Below are 14,965 nucleotides of genomic sequence, written 5' to 3'. Positions count from 1 at the left end.
GGATGTGCGGCGCAAAACACAATCAGAAGGCGGCTGATGAGTTCGGTTCTCGGGGTGACCGCAGGGACGAGTGCCGTCCGGATCGTTCGTCCGATCGATCCGGCCGCGCCCGCCGCGGGCTACCAGTTCCAGGTGGTGGAGACCAGGCAGGACGATCCGGCACGGCTCGCGGCGCAGACCGTGGGCGTGCTCGTGCAGGCCGGCATCGCGGGCGACACCGTCGAGCGGGTGGGCCTGGTGTACCGCGACGCCGCCGACGCCGAGCGGCTCCGCGCCGCGATGGCCGAGCAGGGACTCGACCGCTACACCCTCGTCGGCGAGTCCGAGGCGGCCCTGGCCTACCTGCGGGCCACCGGCGAGCTCCCCGGTGACGTCGCGGTGCTCTACGACCTGGGTGCCTCCGGGCTCACCGTCACCGTCGTCGACCGCACCACCGGTGCCGTGCACACCGAACGCACCAGGACCGTCTCCGGCCGCCTGTTCGACGACGCGGTGCGCCTGCACCAGCTCGGCGCGGATGGGGTGTGGCGACCCGACGACCCGGAGGACGAGGAGTTCGTCGCCCAGTGCCGCACGGCCAAGGAACAGCTGTCCGGCAGCGACGCCGTCGCCGTGCCGGGCACCGCCGGCGTGATCCTCATGTCCCTCGAGACCTTCGACCCGCTGATCACCCCGCTCGTGGAGGGTTCCGCGCGGTTCCTGCGCGACGTCGTGCACCGGTCCGGCGCCCGGCCCGAGACGATCGTGCTGCTCGGCGGCGGCGCCCACGTCCGGCTGGTGCGCCGGGTGCTCGAGACGTGGATGAAGCTGCCCGTCGTGGTGCCGCACGAACCCGAACTCGTCCTGGCCAAGGGCGGCGCCCTGCGCGCCGTCGCCGCGGGCCCCACCGCGTCGGCGGTCACCGAACTGATCGTCCCGCCGGGGGCGACCGAACGCATCGTCCCGCCGCGCGGAGTGGCGCCGCAGCGCACCGAGCGGCTCGCGCGGACCCAGACACCCGCGGTGGACAGCGCCGGGCCGCCGGAGCGGACGCCGGCGTGGAAGCGGGCGGCGACCGCGCCCGGCCCGCACGTGTCGGGTCGCCAGATCAGCGGGGCCGGGCTGGCCGGCACCGCCCTGGGTGTGGTGGCCATGATCGGGCTGGCGCTGGGCGCACAGAACACCTTCGCCGGCGACGACGAGTCGGAGCCCCGGCCGACCGAGGTGATCGTGACGACGCCGCCGCGGACCCCGCAGCCGGCGCCTGCCGTCGCGCCGGCGCCGGCGCCGACGACGACCACCGTGCCGCCGATCGAGGAGTCCACGACGGAGCGGGTGGTGCCGCCCCCGCCGGTGGCCACCGCCCCGCCGCCGCCGCTGATCCCCGGGCTCAACATCCCGGTACCGACACTGCCGCCGCTGCCGCCCCTGCCCACGATCGAAGTGCCGCCGGAGCTGCGGCTACCGATCTGACGGACCCCTCCGCCGCCGGGGACCCTCGTGGCCGATGGCGCCCGGCGCGACGGGTTAGAGTACAGACGATGTTTTCGCCGCAGAACACCCCGCTGTGCGACTCGGTCACGCTGGCCTATCGGCGCGTGCGCGCCGAGCCCGGTCAGCTGACCGTGCTGCGGCGGGCCCTGGAGCGCTGGCTCGACGCGGTGCACGTGCGCCCCGAGCTGACCCGCGACGTGCTGCTGGCCAGCTACGAGGCCCTCGCCAACGCCGTCGAGCACGCCTACCGCGACGGTGCGTCGGGCACCCTCGACCTCGAGGCGACGCTGATCCCGGGCGACCGTCAGGTCGAGGTCGCCATCATCGACCGCGGCAGCTGGCGCGCGAACGACACCGACCCGGGCACCAGCTCGCGCGGGCACGGTCTCACGCTGATCAAGTCCCTGGCCGACACGGCGACCGTGGCCCCGGCCGACACCGGGACCGTCGTCACCATGCGCTGGAGTATCTAGCGGCGACCGTAGTTGTCGGCGACCGTAGTTGCCGGCATCGCTAGTTTCGGCGGCGGGGCAGCCGCACCACCTGGACGAAGAATTCGTCGATCTGCCGGACCGCCCCGATGAACTGGTCGAGGTCCACCGGCTTGGTGACGTACGCGTTGGCGTGCAGCCGGTAGCTGCGCAGGATGTCCTCCTCGGCGGCCGAGGTGGTCAGCACCACGACCGGGATGTCGGACAGGTCCGGGTCGGACTTGATCTTCTCGAGGACCTGGCGCCCGTCGTACTTGGGCAGGTTGAGGTCGAGCAGGATCAGGTCGGGACGCGGCGCTCCGACGTGCTCGCCGCGCTGGTACAGGAAGTCCAGCGCCTCCTCGCCGTCGCGGACGACGTGCAGCTCGTTGCCGATCTTGTTGTCCTCGAAGGCCTCACGGGTCATCAGCTCGTCGCCCGGGTCGTCCTCGACCAGGAGGACGTCGATGGGTTCTGCGGGGGTCATGCGGGGGCTCCTTCGAGATCGGTGTCGGCCGGGGCGTGCTCTTCGGGTTCTTCGTCGGGCAGGGCGGGCAGGGTGAAGCAGAACCGGGTGCCGCCGGTGTGCTCGGTGTCGATCCAGATCCTGCCACCGTGGTACTCGACGATCTTCTTGCACACCGCCAGGCCGATGCCGGTGCCGGTGTAGACGTCGCGGCCGTGGAGGCGCTGGAAGATGACGAATACCTTCTCGGCGAACTCCTCGTCGATGCCGATGCCGTTGTCCGTGACGCACAGCTGCCAGCGGCCGGCGCCCGCCCGGTCACCGTCGTCCTCACCGTCGACCCGGTCGCACGTGATCCGCACGACGGGTGCGCGGTCGGGGTGGCGGAACTTGATCGCGTTGCCCAGCAGATTCTGCCAGAGCATCGTCAGCAGGGTCGGATCGCCCGTGATCTCGGGGAGCTGCTCGGGCCGCTCGATGCGCGCCCCGGACTCGTCGACGGCGGCGGCGAGGTTGGCCACTGCCTTGTCCAGCGGCTGATCCAGATCGACGCGCACGTGGGCGTCGTTGACCCGGCCGACGCGGGAGAACGCCAGCAGGTCGTTGATGAGGACCTGCATGCGCTTGGCGCCGTCGACGGCGAACGCGATGTACTGGGTGCCCCGTTCGTCGAGCTTGTCGCCGTAACGCTTCTCGAGCAGCTGGCAGAAGGAGGCGACCTTGCGCAGCGGCTCCTGCAGGTCGTGGGAAGCGACGTAGGCGAACTGCTCGAGTTCGGCGTTGGAGCGGCGCAGTTCCTCGGCCTGGGCGTCGAGGTCCGCCTTCTGGCTGGCGAGGCGCTGGTGCTGGGTGTGGGCGGCCGCGAGCGCGAACACGATGCGCCCGCGCATGGCTTCGACGTCCTGGGCCAGGGCCCGGATGTCCTTCGGGCCCTGGGGGCGGATGTGCTGGTCGAAGTTGCCGTCCGCGACGACGCGCCGCGTCGCCGCGCGCAGGCTGACCAGCGGCATGGCGACGAGGTTGTGCACGAGGATCACCATGAGCAGGCCGGTGAGCAGGAATCCCGCCACCATCGCCACGAGCACGGAGTTGCGGATCGTCCGGGCGTGGATGAGGTCGTCGTAGCCCTCTGCGCGGGCCTGGACGAGTTCGGCGTTCTGCGCCTCGAAGAGGGTGCGCATGGCGTCGAACGTGGTCCGGCCCCGCTCGGTGCTCGCGGGATCCACGGGCTGGGGGACGCCGGGGACGACGCTCGCGACGAGCGGGTCGGCGTAGTCGGCGCGCCACGCCGCCGCCGCCGCCTCGATCTCGTCGACGGCGGCGAGCAGTTCCGGATGGCCGGCGGTGAACTCCCGCATCCGGTCCGCGGCATCCTGCTCGATCCGCTTGCCCGTCAGGTACGGCTCGAGGAATTCGACGTCGGCGGTGGCGGCGTAGCCGCGGGCGCCGGTCTCCTGATCCAGCAGCGCCGCCTGCAGGCGGTACGCCTCGGCGCGGGCCGGCTGGATCTGGTCGACCAGTTCGTCCGTGATCTGGACCGTGCGCTGGATGAAGTAGCCGCCCACGATGGTGCCGAGAACGACGAACACGGCAAGGACCGCGAAGGCGACCTGGAACCAGCTCTGGACCGTCAGCCGCGAGCGCACCCGCTCGACCTTGGGTTCGGGCATCGACGGGTCTCTCATGACTGCTTCGTCACCTTCTCGCTCCAGCGCACGTGTACCACGGCCACGTCGTCGGCGAGTCCTCCGTGACTCTCCGCCAGCGCCTCGGCCCGGTCGATCAGGGTGTCGACGAACGCCTCGGGCGCCAGGTGGCCCTCCTCGCGGGCCAGCCGCAGCAGGCCCTCCTCGCCGAGGCGTTCGCCGCCGTCGCCGATCCGGCCTTCGAACAGCCCGTCGGTGAACATCACGATGCCGCCGCCTTCCGGCAGTTCCAGCTCGTGCACGGGCCACGTCGAGACGCCGGGCAGCAGTCCGAGGGCGGGTCCGCCGGGCGCCTCGACCCAGTCCACCCCCTGGGAACTGTGCAGCAGCAGGCCCGGATGCCCGGCGCGCATCACCTGCACCCGGCGCCGGTCCGGCGACATGGCGAGGCTGGTGAGGGTGGCGAAGTGCCGCTCGTTCGCCCGTTCGGCGACCATGATCTGCTCGAGCTTCTGCAACTGCGCGACCCCGGTGACGCCGGTGACCACGAGGGTGCGCCAGGCGATCCGAAGGCTCACCCCGAGTGCGGCCTCGTCGGGGCCGTGCCCGCTGACGTCGCCGATGAGCACGTGCACCGTGCCGTCCTCGGTCTGCACGACGTCGTAGAAGTCGCCGCCGAGCAGGGACTGCTCGCGCCCGGGCCGGTAGCGGGCCACGACGTCCACGTCGCCCGTGCCGCGCAGCATCGGCGACGGCAGCAGGCCGCGTTCGAGGCGGGCGTTCTCCCGCGCCTGCAGCCGGCTGGCCTGCAGCGCGACGGCGGCATGCTCGGCCTGCTTGCGCTGGATCGCGTAGCGCACGGTCCGGCCGAACATGTCCGGCTCCACCCGACCCTTGACGAGATAGTCCTGCGCGCCGGCGGTCACCGCCGCCAGCCCCGTCTGCTCCTCGGCGAGGCCGGTGAGCACCACGACCGGAACGCCGGCGGCGTACTGCTGCACCCGGGCCAGCGCGTCCATGCCCTGCGCGTCGGGCAGATGCAGGTCCAGCAGGATGCAGTCGGGCAGTCCGTCGGCCAGCTCCGCGCGGGCCGCGGCCATCGTCTGGACCCATTCCAGGCGCATGCCCTGCGCGCTGTCCGCCACCAGTTCCTCGACGATGAGTGCGTCGCCGGCGTCGTCCTCGATCAGGAGGACCGACGGCTCCTCCCGGTCCCAGTCGGTCTCCAGAGCGACCGATGTACCTTTGCTGCTACTTCCTGGTGGTGCGCCGGCAGGCCCGTGCTGCTCGGAGAACATGGCCCCTGCCCTTCGATCTCGCGTGCCGTGATCCCGGATCCCTCGCTCCGGACGACAACAGAGGAAGAATACCTATCGTTCACCCGCCCGCCGTCGCCCGCGGACGACGAACCGGTCACCGGGCATGGCGGCCCTTGCGTGCGACGGGCTCGGGGGCGCCGGGCCGGGCCAGCAGCGCGGCGATGCCGGTGGTGAGCGGAACGGACAGAGCGAGCGCGATGCCGCCCACACACGCCCGCACCACCTCGATGGCGACGGCGTCGCCGGTGAGGACGTCCGAGATGGACCGGCCGGCGACGCTGAACAGCAGCAGCAGGGGCAGGGCGCCACCGGCGTACGCCAGCACCAGGGTGTAGACGGTGCTGGCGATGTGGTCGCGGCCGACCCGCATCGCGGAGGAGAACACCTTCCGGCGCGAGGCCGTGGGATCGAGCGCCGCCAGCTCGAACGCCGACGCCGCCTGGGTGATGGTCACGTCGTTGAGGACGCCGAGCGAACCGATGATGAAGCCGGCGAGGAGCAGGCCGGTGATGCTGACCTGCTCGAGATACAGCTGCACGTCGGTGTTCTGTTCCTCGGACAGCCCGGTCAGGTGTGTCATCCAGATCGCGAGGTACGAGAGCAGGGCGGCGAGCAGCATCGACGCAAGGGTGCCCAGCAGGGCCGAGCTGGTGCGCAGATTCACCCCGTGCGCGAGATAGAGCACCGCGTAGAGGATGATCGCGCCGCCGACCAGCGCGACGGGTACGGCGGGTTTGCCGTCGAGCAGCGCGGGGAGCATGAACACCACGAGCACCCCGAACGCGATCAGCAGGCCGATCAGGGCGCGCAGGCCACGCCACCGGGCCACGGCCACGATGACCACGGCGAACGCGGTGATGATCAGCGCGAGGGGGAGCCCGCGGGAGTAGTCGTAGAACGAGTACTGGGTGGCGCCGGACGGGTCGACCTGCCGCACCAGCCGGATCTCCTCGCCGACGCGCAGGTCCGGCTGCCCCGGGCCGGGCCCGATCTCGAGCAGGGTGCGGGTGCCCTCGTTGGGGCCCGAATCGATGGTGACGATGCTGCGCTGGCACTGGTAGGCGTCGGTCGCAGGGGGGACGGGGTCGCCGGTGAACGGGCGGCCGGCCGAACTGCTCCCGCACGGGCCGATGTCCTGCTCGACGACGGTGCCGGCCTCGGTGACGACGGCTCCGCCGCCGGTGGTCTGGAACGGGGCCGGAATGTCGACCGCCTGCCCGCTGGGCCACAGCGCGACGGCGCCGGCGAACACGGCGACGCCGATCGCGACGAGGAGTCCGACGACGACCTTCGCGGCGGTGGGTCCGACCGGGATCGGCCCGGAGAAGTGGCCGTGGCCGTGTCCGTGTCCGTGGCCGGGGGGCTCTGAGCGAGTCACCGCATCAGGGTAACGACGAGATCGCGGCGAGGTCGCATCGCGGAAGCCCGGCCGCATCCGGGGGACAAGGGCTGGTGGTGGCGGGGAGCAGGGGGGGTGTCCCCGCCACCGTCGACCTGATCTCGCACAGGGGGGATGGCGTGATCAGGGAGCCCAGCACGCTGAGGTGCCGTAGACAAACGTACTGGCTCTGTCGGCCCCCGGGGTAGTACCTACAGTGTGTCGGTCCTCACCGGGGTCCGGCCGCACGCTCGTTTTCGGGGGGAGTCGACGGCTCTGCCTGCGGTGACGCCGTTCGTTCGTCGCAACATATACTTTCGACAACGGTCGGCGTGTCGTGCATCCCGGGCGTGTCGCGAGCAGGTCACCGCGGTCACTGCTTGTAGCTGGACAGGAAGTTGCCGAAGCGTTCGATGGCCACCGCCAGGTCACGGGCCCACGGCAGCGTCACGATCCGCAGATGGTCCGGATCCGGCCAGTTGAAGCCGGTGCCCTGCACCATCAGGATCTTCTCCTGCAGCAGCAGGTCCTGGACCAGCTTCTCGTCGTCGTGGATCTCGTACACCTCCGGGTCGAGGCGCGGGAAGGCGTACAGGGCGCCGCGCGGCTTGACGCAGCTGACGCCGGGAATCGAGTTCAGGCGTTCCCACGCGACGTCGCGCTGCTCGAGCAGCCGGCCACCGGGCAGGATCAGGTCCTCGATGCTCTGATGCCCGCCGAGCGCCACCTGGATCGCGTGCTGGGCCGGCACGTTGGGGCACAGACGGGTCGAGGCGAGCAGGTCGATGCCCTCGAGGAACCCGCCGGCGTGGTCCTTCGGGCCGGTGATCGTCATCCAGCCCGACCGGTACCCGGCGACCCGGTAGGCCTTCGACAGGCCGTTGTAGGTCAGGCACAGCAGGTCGGGCGCGAGGGTGGCCAGGGAGATGTGCTTGGCGTCGTCGTAGAGGATCTTGTCGTAGATCTCGTCGGCGAGCAGCAGCAGCTGGTACTTGCGGGCCAGCTGCACCAGCTGCTCGAGCACCTCGAGCGAGTACACGGCACCCGTCGGGTTGTTCGGGTTGATGACCAGCAGGGCCTTGGTCTTCTCCGTGATCTTCGACTCGATGTCCTCGATGTCGGGATTCCAGTCGTTGGACTCGTCGCACAGGTAGTGCACCGGCGTACCGCCGGCCAGGGACGTCATCGCCGTCCACAGCGGGTAGTCCGGCGCCGGGATCAGCACCTCGTCGCCGTCGTCGAGCAGGGCCTGCATCGTCATCGTGATCAGCTCGGAGACGCCGTTGCCGAGGTAGACGTCGTTGATGTCGAGCTTCGGGAAGCCCGGCACGAGCTCGTAACGGGTGACGATGGCCCGGCGCGCCGACGCGATGCCCTTCGACTCCGAGTAGCCCTGGGCGTTGGGCAGGGCCGCGATCATGTCCTGCACGATCGTCTCGGGTGCCTCGAACCCGAACGGCGCCGGGTTGCCGATGTTGAGCTTCAGGATGCGGTGCCCCTCCGCCTCGAGCCGCGCGGCATGCGCGTGCACCGGCCCCCGGATCTCGTACAGCACGTTCTGCAGCTTCGCGGACTGCTCGAGCTTGCGGGTGATGCGGTGATGAAGGTGGCCCTGTTCTCCTGTACTCACGGCGTCCATGGTGCCACCCGGCCGCAACCGGGTTTCAGCCGGATTTCGCCTGCATCGCCGCGTCCACCGCGACGATCGGCCCGAAAAGTGCAATCATGACCACTTGTGACCGTTGCGTCGGGGTGACGCGCGGGTGGATTGAGGAGTCGCACGGTATGGCACAGGGAACTGTGAAGTGGTTCAACGCCGAAAAGGGTTTCGGCTTCATCGAGCAGGACGGCGGTGGACCCGACGTGTTCGTCCACTACTCGGAGATTCAGGGCTCCGGCTTCAAGTCGCTGGACGAAGGTGCCCGGGTCGAGTTCGAGATCGGGCAGGGACAGAAGGGCCCGCAGGCCCAGGGAGTCCGTCCCATCTGAGCGGGTCGTCCCGACGGTTCGACGGCGCTGCACCTACGGTGCGGCGCCGTCGCTGTATTCGGACCGGTCACAACTTCGTGGGTGGTTCGTCTCGTTTGTCCTACTATTCGGTAACATCCCGGCGCGTTGCGGACATATGGGATGTAAGAACCGTGATGTTCGGGGGACGGGCGAGACAACCAGGGGGTTGGTGTACATGGTGGGGGACGGGAGCGCGGGGGCGCGCTGGAAGGACCGGAAACGGTACCTGTGGCTGTGCGGGCTCGCCGTCCCGCTGAGCCCGTTCGTCGCGTGGCTGCTCGTCGAGTACCTGCACCTCGGTGTCTTCTGGGCGTTCGGTGCGCTGCTGATCGCGGTGATCGTCCCGCTCGTCGACCGGTTCACCGGCGTCGACAAGGCCAACCCGCCGGAAGAGGTCGTGCGCGACCTCGAGGAGGACCGGTACTACCGCTGGTGCACCTACCTGTACCTGCCGCTGCAGTACGCGGGGCTCGTCTTCGCCTGCTGGGTGTGGACCGTCGCGCCGATGGGCTGGCCCGAGCGGTTCGCGATGGCCGCCACCGTCGGCGTGGTCGGCGGCGTCGGCATCAACGCCGCGCACGAACTCGGGCACAAACGCACCGACCTCGAACGCCGGCTCGCCAAGATCGCCCTCGCCCAGTCGGGCTACGGGCATTTCTTCGTCGAACACAACCACGGTCACCATCTGCGCGTCGCCACCCCGGAGGACGCCGCGACGGCGCGGTTCGGCGAGACCTACTGGGAGTTCCTGCCGCGCTCGGTGTTCGGCGGCCTCCGGTCGGGCTGGCGGTACGAGCGTGAGCGCCTGGCCCGTCGCGGGCTGCCCTGGTGGAGCCCGCGCAACAACGTCCTGAACGCCTGGGCGCTGACCGTCGTGCTGTACGCCGGGCTGATCGCGGTCTTCGGATGGTCCGTCGCGCCCTGGCTGGTGGTGCAGGCCGTGCTGGCCGTGATGTTCCTCGAGGCCGCGAACTACCTCGAGCACTACGGTCTGCTGCGCGGCACGCATCCGAACGGCACGTACGAGCGCGTCGCGCCGCGGCACAGCTGGAACAGCGACCACAGCTGCAGCAACCTGTTCCTCTACCACCTGCAGCGGCACAGCGACCACCACGCGAATCCGCTGCGGCGCTACCAGACGCTGCGCACGATGGACGAGGCGCCGCAGCTGCCCGCCGGCTACGCCGTCATGATCCTGCTGTCGTTCGTTCCGCCGTTGTGGCGCAAGGTGATGGACCCGCGCCTGCTCGACCACTACGACGGTGACATCTCGCGCGTGAACCTCGATCCCAAGCGCCGCGAGGAGCTGCTCGCCCGGCACGGCTGACCCGCGTGCTCGCACCCGGTGGGGCAGTCGAATCCGGTTGTCGGGACGCGGCTTCGGGTGCACGCCCGGCTGTCCACAGCCGGGCGGTTCGTCCACAGATCGGGCCGCCTCCTGCGTTTGTTGCGGTGTGCGCCCGCCCGGATACGGCACCGTGACCGTCATGGGCGACGAACACGACATCATCCGGCGCGCCGCCGCACGCGAGCGCGGCGTCACCGATCGCGAGATCCGGCGGCTGTGCGGCCGCGGGCACTGGCACCGCATCCACCGCGGCGCCTATCTGCCGGCCGAGAGCTACGCACAGCTCGACGAATACGGCCGTCACCACCGGCGAGCCGTCGCCGTTGCCGGTGGGCTCCGCTCCGACGCCGCGCTCAGCCACGTCTCTGCCGCCGTCCTGCACGGCCTCGCCCTCTGGAACACCCCGCTCGGGGAGGTCCACCTGACCCGTAACCGCATCGGCGGAGCGAAGCGCACGCCGGGGCGGAACCTGCACGCGTCGCCCTTCGCTCCCGACGAGGTCACCGACGTCGGCGGGGCGCGCGTGCTCACCGTCGCCCGCACGGTCGCCGACCTCGCCCGCACCCTGCCGTTCGAGCAGGCCGTCGTCGCAGGGGATCACGCGCTGCGGCTGTGCGGGCTCACCACCGCCGACATGATCAGCGCACTGGCTCGCAACACCCGCCATCCCGGCCACGCGAAGGGCCTGCGCGCGGCGCGGTTCCTGGACGGGCGTAGCGAGAGCGTGGGCGAGTCCCGCAGTCGCGTGCTGTTTGTCCGCGACGGGCTACCGATGCCGATGACCCAGGCGGTGATCCACGATGACCGCGGTCGGTGGCTGGCCCGGGTCGATTTCCTGCTCCCGGAACACGGGGTGATCGGCGAGTTCGACGGTCGCGTGAAGTATCGGGGCGACGACATCACCCCGGAGGAGACGGTGTGGCGGGAAAAGCAGCGCGAGGATCGTCTGCGCGACGCCGGCTGGACCGTGGTGCGCTGGGTGTGGGACGAGCTGGCTACACCCTCGGTGGTCGCCGACCGCATCCGGGAGGCGATCGCCCGGGCCGGACGTGGGCCGGGGCCCACCGGGACGTTCAGGGCCTGACGGCGAGCTTGCACCCGTCGTTTCGTGCTTGCCTCCGTTGCAGGCGTAGGCAGGAGGTGCAAGGACGGTGCAAGGGATGTCTGCTCCGGGAAACGGCGACGCCCCCCACCCGAGCGGGTGAGGGGCGTCGCCGTGGGTGCTACCCGCGCCGGCCGGGGGCCTTGGCGCCGGACCTGAAGCCCAGCGCTCCCGGCTTGGCCTGCGGCGGGGCCGGTGCCTCGGCGCCGTTGGTCGGCGAGGCCTCGGTGCCATTGGTCGGCGAGGCCTCGGTGCCGTTGGTCGACGGCGCCTCGGGGGCCGGTGCCTTCTCCGGCGGTGCATCCGGATCGGGCGCCTCACCCGGGGGTGCGTGCGCCGGTTCCGGTGCCTTCGCGGGAGCCTCGGGCTTCTCCGTCGGAGGCTCGGGCCTCTCTGCCGGAGGCTTCGGCGCGGCGGCCTTGCGGGCGCCGGGAGCCTTCGCTCCGCCCTTGAACGCCAGGCCACCCGGCTTCGCCTTCGGCGGCTCGGGAGCCGCCGGAGCCTCCGTGACGGGTGCCTCGGCGGCGGGTGCCTTCGCGGGGGCCTCGGCCGCCGGTGCCGGGGCGGGTGCCTCGGCGGCCGGTGCCGGCGCGGCCTTCTTCGCGCCCGGAGCCTTGAGCCCGCCCTTCATCTGCAGTCCGCCCGGCTTGGCCTTCGGAACCGACGGCGCGGCGGGGGCCTCGGCAGCCGGTGCCTGCGCAGCCGGGGCCTCGGCCGGGGCGGCCGCGGCCGGAGCCGTCTTCTTGGCGCCCGGGGCCTTGAGCCCGCCCTTCATCTGCAGTCCGCCCGGCTTGGCCTTCGGGGCCGCTGGGGCCTCGGCCGGAGCGGATTCGGCAGCGGGAGAGGCGGCGGGAGCGGCGGCGGCCGGAGCGGCCTTCTTGGCGCCCGGGGCCTTGAGCCCGCCCTTCATCTGCAGTCCGCCCGGCTTGGCGGCCGGGGCCGCGGGAGCCTCGGCCGCGGCACCGTCGCCGGCCGCGGCACCGTCGCCGGCTGCGGGAGCCTTCGCGCCCGGGGCCTTCAGGCCGCCCTTCATCTGCAGCCCGCCCGGCTTCGAGCCGGGAGCCTTGGCGGCACCCTTCATCTGCAGGCCGCCGGACGGGGCCGTCTTGGGGGCCGCCGGGGTCGCGGCCGCCTCCTCGATCTCCTCGACGCGCTCCTTCTCCACCGTCTCGGCGGTCGCCTCCGAGGCCACGGCGGCTCCCTGGGTGCCGGCGGTCGCCACCGGTTCCGCGACGGGCCGCTCACGCGGGATCACCTTGATGTTCTCGCTGAGCGTCGCGGGCTCGAGACGGGTGATGGAGTCGAGCATGAGCTGGGCGACGTCGACGACCTCGACGCCCTCGCCTTCGCCCTTCTCCTGACGCGCGGTGACACCGTCGTTGAGCATGACGCGGCAGAAGGGGCAGCCGGTGGCGATCTTCGACGGATTCGTCGACAGTGCCTCGTCGACGCGGTCGATGTTGATCCGCTTGCCGATCTTCTCTTCCATCCACATGCGGGCACCACCGGCACCACAGCACATGGACCGTTCGCCGTGCCGCGGCATCTCGGTGAGCTTCGCGCCGGACGCCGCCATCAGCTCACGCGGTGCGTCGTACACCTTGTTGTGGCGGCCGAGGAAGCACGGGTCGTGATAGGTCACGTCCTGGCTCACCGACGCCACCGGCACCAGCTTCTTCTGCCGCACCAGGCGGTTCAGGAGCTGGGTGTGGTGCACGACCTCGTAGTTCCCGCCGACCTGGGGGTACTCGTTGTTGAGCGCGTTGAAGCAGTGCGCGCAGGTGACGACGATCTTGCGCCTGGAGTCCTCGACGCCCTCGAACACCGAGTTCAGGGTCTCGATGTTCTGCATCGCGAGCTGCTGGAACAGGAACTCGTTGCCCGCGCGACGGGCCGAGTCACCGGTGCAGGTCTCCTCGGCACCGAGAACCATGAACTTCACGCCGGCGGTCGCGAGCAGCTCGGCGACGGCCTTGGTGGTCTTCTTGGCCCGGTCCTCGTAGGCGCCGGCGCAGCCGACCCAGAACAGGTACTCGTAGTCGGCGAAGCTGTCCGCGTCCTGGCCGAACACCGGAACGTCGAAGTCCAGCTCGGAGATCCAGTTGAGCCGGTCCTTGGCGTTCTGGCCCCAGGGGTTGCCCTTGTTCTCGAGGTTCTTGAACAGACCCGCGAGCTCGGACGGGAAGTCGGACTCGATGAGCACCTGGTAGCGGCGCATGTCGATGATGTGGTCGACGTGCTCGATGTCCACCGGGCACTGCTCGACGCAGGCGCCGCAGTTGGTGCAGCTCCACAGCGTCTCCGTGTCGATGACGGGCGCGAGCTCGCCCTCGACGGTCTCGCCGACCAGCTTGCGATCGGCCTCGGCCAGGGCTGCCGCCGGGATCTTCCCGAGCTTGGCTTCGTCCGCGTTGCCCTCGGCGTCGACCAGGCCGACCTCGTCGCCGCCGAGGTCCTTGCGGCCACCGGCGAGCAGGTAGGGCGCCTTGGCGTAGCCGTGGTCGCGCAGCGAGGTGATGACCAGCTTGGGCGACAGCGGCTTACCGGTGTTCCAGGCCGGGCACTGCGACTGGCAGCGACCGCACTCGGTGCACGTGGTGAAGTCGAGCCAGCCCTTCCAGGAGAAGTCCTCGATCTGGCCGGCACCGAAGGTGTCGGTGTCCGGATCGGCCGTCTCCATGTCGATGGCCTTGCCCTTCGACGTCATCGGCTTCGCGGCGCCGAGGGCGACGCCACCGTCGTCCTCGCGCTTGAAGTAGATGTTGAAGAACGCGGCGAAGCGGTGCCAGGCGACACCCCACGTGATGTTGCGGCCGACGACGTACAGCCAGACCATGCCGGACATCAGCTTGACGAACGCGAAGATCGACACCATCACGGCGCTCGCCGGCAGCAGCTTGGCGAGGTTCATCGTGAAGAAGTCGGTCCACGGGTTGGCGTGGCCGTAGGTCGCGATCTTGCCGGCCTTGACGAAGATCATGCCGAGGCCCTCGATGAGGACGACGGTCTCGACGAAGTACGCGGCCCGGAAGTCGGAGCCGGCGAAGCGCGAGAGCCGCGCGGGCTTCCGCGGGTGGTTCAGCTGCCGGATGATGATCAGCGCCGTGATTCCGATCACGGTTCCGAGGCCGAGCAGTTCGTCGATCAGGTGATAGACGGCGGTGTTGCCGATCAGCGGCCAGTGGAACGCCGGGTCGAAGGTCTGGCCGTATGCCTCGAACCAGACGATCGCGCCGAGCATGAAGCCGACCATCACCAGCCAGTGGGCCCAGCCCACGGTGCGGAACTTGCTCATCCGGGTGTGTGCGACGAACTCGACGAGCATCTGCTTGAAGCGCGGGAAGAACGGCCGCCACCGATCCGGAGCCGGCTGGCCGATCCGGACGACGTTGACCATCTTCATCGCGCCACCGATGAACGAGTACCAGCACACCAGACTGAGCAGCACGCCGATCGTGCCCAACGTGATCGTCAGGGCATTCATAGGTGGCCTTTCGTGTCGGGGGCGGCAGCGCGCCGCCTGGTATAAGCCCACGCATCCTAACCCGAACTAAGTTACCAGCCGGTAGCTATAGGAAGTTACCGGCCGGTAGTCTAGTCTCGCGGTGCTGCGGCGCGGTGCTGAGCAGAGGTCGACCGCGTGGGGGGCGGCCGAATTGCCGCATCGCGCCGTAGCGTGAGTGTCCGCTCACGTTAAGCGTTAAACCTTTCGACTCATTGAGTCAGGCAAACCTAACGTGCGGTAGCTGGTCA

The 14,965-nt window shown here is 70.4% G+C and carries 11 protein-coding genes; 5 read left to right on the top strand and 6 right to left on the bottom strand.

What is annotated here, in order from left to right:
* Nucleotides 1–36 precede the first annotated feature (36 nt).
* Nucleotides 37–1,452, top strand: coding sequence for a chaperone protein (locus KZJ41_RS22115; RefSeq protein WP_065922201.1), 1,416 nt, complete (start codon nt 37–39; stop codon nt 1,450–1,452).
* Nucleotides 1,453–1,520: 68 nt separating this feature from the next.
* The gene (locus KZJ41_RS22110) at nt 1,521–1,946 is read left to right on the top strand and encodes an ATP-binding protein (RefSeq protein ID WP_006934328.1); all 426 of its coding nucleotides are present in this window, start codon (nt 1,521–1,523) and stop codon (nt 1,944–1,946) included.
* A gap of 40 nt (nt 1,947–1,986) precedes the next feature.
* Here the strand turns inward: KZJ41_RS22110 and KZJ41_RS22105 are convergent, their stop codons facing one another.
* From KZJ41_RS22105 to KZJ41_RS22085, 5 genes are all read right to left on the bottom strand, one after another.
* Nucleotides 1,987–2,430, bottom strand: a complete 444-nt coding sequence (locus KZJ41_RS22105) for a response regulator (protein ID WP_006934327.1) — start codon at nt 2,428–2,430, stop codon at nt 1,987–1,989.
* A complete protein-coding gene (locus KZJ41_RS22100) occupies nt 2,427–4,094 on the bottom strand; it encodes a CHASE3 domain-containing protein (RefSeq protein WP_232334166.1) in 1,668 nt (555 codons plus the stop codon). The genes KZJ41_RS22105 and KZJ41_RS22100 overlap by 4 nt, the downstream gene beginning before the upstream one ends.
* Nucleotides 4,091–5,353 carry a PP2C family protein-serine/threonine phosphatase gene (locus KZJ41_RS22095; RefSeq protein ID WP_006934322.1) on the bottom strand — a complete coding sequence of 421 codons (1,263 nt, stop codon included), beginning with the start codon at nt 5,351–5,353 and terminating at the stop codon, nt 4,091–4,093. The genes KZJ41_RS22100 and KZJ41_RS22095 overlap by 4 nt, the downstream gene beginning before the upstream one ends.
* Before the next feature lie 115 nt (nt 5,354–5,468).
* A complete protein-coding gene (locus KZJ41_RS22090; RefSeq protein ID WP_230304516.1) occupies nt 5,469–6,809 on the bottom strand; it encodes a YibE/F family protein in 1,341 nt (446 codons plus the stop codon).
* 316 nt (nt 6,810–7,125) lie between these two features.
* On the bottom strand, nt 7,126–8,391 hold the full coding sequence (locus KZJ41_RS22085; RefSeq protein WP_029545602.1) for a pyridoxal phosphate-dependent aminotransferase: 1,266 nt from the start codon (nt 8,389–8,391) through the stop codon (nt 7,126–7,128).
* Between the two features lie 146 nt (nt 8,392–8,537).
* On the opposite strand from KZJ41_RS22085, the gene KZJ41_RS22080 reads away from it, so the two are divergent.
* The 3 genes from KZJ41_RS22080 (at nt 8,538) to KZJ41_RS22070 (ending at nt 11,194) form a co-directional block, all read left to right on the top strand.
* The gene (locus KZJ41_RS22080; protein ID WP_003938894.1) at nt 8,538–8,741 is read left to right on the top strand and encodes a cold-shock protein; all 204 of its coding nucleotides are present in this window, start codon (nt 8,538–8,540) and stop codon (nt 8,739–8,741) included.
* Between the two features lie 196 nt (nt 8,742–8,937).
* Entirely contained in the window at nt 8,938–10,089 is a 1,152-nt protein-coding gene (locus tag KZJ41_RS22075; protein WP_044475789.1) for an alkane 1-monooxygenase, read from the top strand.
* A 160-nt stretch (nt 10,090–10,249) separates the two neighbouring features.
* A complete protein-coding gene (locus KZJ41_RS22070; RefSeq protein WP_251549624.1) occupies nt 10,250–11,194 on the top strand; it encodes a type IV toxin-antitoxin system AbiEi family antitoxin domain-containing protein in 945 nt (314 codons plus the stop codon).
* A 139-nt stretch (nt 11,195–11,333) separates the two neighbouring features.
* On the opposite strand, the gene KZJ41_RS22065 is transcribed toward KZJ41_RS22070, so the two are convergent.
* On the bottom strand, nt 11,334–14,696 hold the full coding sequence (locus tag KZJ41_RS22065; RefSeq protein WP_251549622.1) for a heterodisulfide reductase-related iron-sulfur binding cluster: 3,363 nt from the start codon (nt 14,694–14,696) through the stop codon (nt 11,334–11,336).
* Nucleotides 14,697–14,965 lie beyond the last annotated feature (269 nt).

This window comes from Rhodococcus sp. 11-3, from assembly GCF_023704055.1.
In the GTDB taxonomy this organism is placed as follows: Bacteria; Actinomycetota; Actinomycetes; order Mycobacteriales; family Mycobacteriaceae; genus Rhodococcus; species Rhodococcus aetherivorans.
The sequence above is the reverse complement of the archived record's forward strand: the minus strand, read 5'-3'. Positions and strand labels throughout refer to the sequence as shown.

Coding starts and splice junctions, on each gene's coding strand:
- KZJ41_RS22080 (WP_003938894.1), top strand. CDS start 8,538: ATGGCACAGGGAACTGTGAAGTGGTTCAACGCCGAAAAGGGTTTCGGC.
- KZJ41_RS22115 (WP_065922201.1), top strand. CDS start 37: ATGAGTTCGGTTCTCGGGGTGACCGCAGGGACGAGTGCCGTCCGGATC.
- KZJ41_RS22070 (WP_251549624.1), top strand. CDS start 10,250: ATGGGCGACGAACACGACATCATCCGGCGCGCCGCCGCACGCGAGCGC.
- KZJ41_RS22110 (WP_006934328.1), top strand. CDS start 1,521: ATGTTTTCGCCGCAGAACACCCCGCTGTGCGACTCGGTCACGCTGGCC.
- KZJ41_RS22105 (WP_006934327.1), bottom strand. CDS start 2,430: ATGACCCCCGCAGAACCCATCGACGTCCTCCTGGTCGAGGACGACCCG.
- KZJ41_RS22085 (WP_029545602.1), bottom strand. CDS start 8,391: ATGGACGCCGTGAGTACAGGAGAACAGGGCCACCTTCATCACCGCATC.
- KZJ41_RS22065 (WP_251549622.1), bottom strand. CDS start 14,696: ATGAATGCCCTGACGATCACGTTGGGCACGATCGGCGTGCTGCTCAGT.
- KZJ41_RS22095 (WP_006934322.1), bottom strand. CDS start 5,353: ATGTTCTCCGAGCAGCACGGGCCTGCCGGCGCACCACCAGGAAGTAGC.
- KZJ41_RS22075 (WP_044475789.1), top strand. CDS start 8,938: ATGGTGGGGGACGGGAGCGCGGGGGCGCGCTGGAAGGACCGGAAACGG.
- KZJ41_RS22090 (WP_230304516.1), bottom strand. CDS start 6,809: ATGCGGCCGGGCTTCCGCGATGCGACCTCGCCGCGATCTCGTCGTTAC.
- KZJ41_RS22100 (WP_232334166.1), bottom strand. CDS start 4,094: ATGAGAGACCCGTCGATGCCCGAACCCAAGGTCGAGCGGGTGCGCTCG.